The organism is Bacillus sp. SIMBA_005 (assembly GCF_046535585.1).
Classification (GTDB): domain Bacteria; phylum Bacillota; class Bacilli; order Bacillales; family Bacillaceae; genus Bacillus; species Bacillus pumilus.
The window spans coordinates 1-280 of sequence record NZ_JAWRWI010000253.1 but is presented as its reverse complement, the minus strand read 5'-3'; the positions used below and the strand labels follow the sequence as shown (position 1 = coordinate 280).

1 protein-coding gene is annotated in these 280 nt (G+C 72.1%); it reads left to right on the top strand.

Going from position 1 to position 280, the window contains the following annotated elements:
* On the top strand, positions 1 to 280 hold a 280-nt coding region (locus SB660_RS19985; RefSeq protein ID WP_410584028.1), incomplete at both ends, for a DNA glycosylase AlkZ-like family protein.

Below are 280 nucleotides of genomic sequence, written 5' to 3'. Positions count from 1 at the left end.
CGATGCACCGCGCCCCGATGCCGAGCATCCGGCACCGCCGCGGTTCCTCCCGGAGTACGACAACGTGCTCTTCTCCCACCGGGATCGTGCGCGCATCATCGACACGCCGCAGCGCGTGCCGCTGCCTCCGGGCAAGGGAGCCAGGGAAGGCACCTTCCTCAGCGACGGGTTCCTGCGCGGGACCTGGCGGGTGGATGCCGGTGTGCTCCGGATCCGTCCGGATCAGGCTCTGCCGGCGGTGGCCGCCGACGATCTCCTCGCCGAGGCTCGGAGGCTCGCC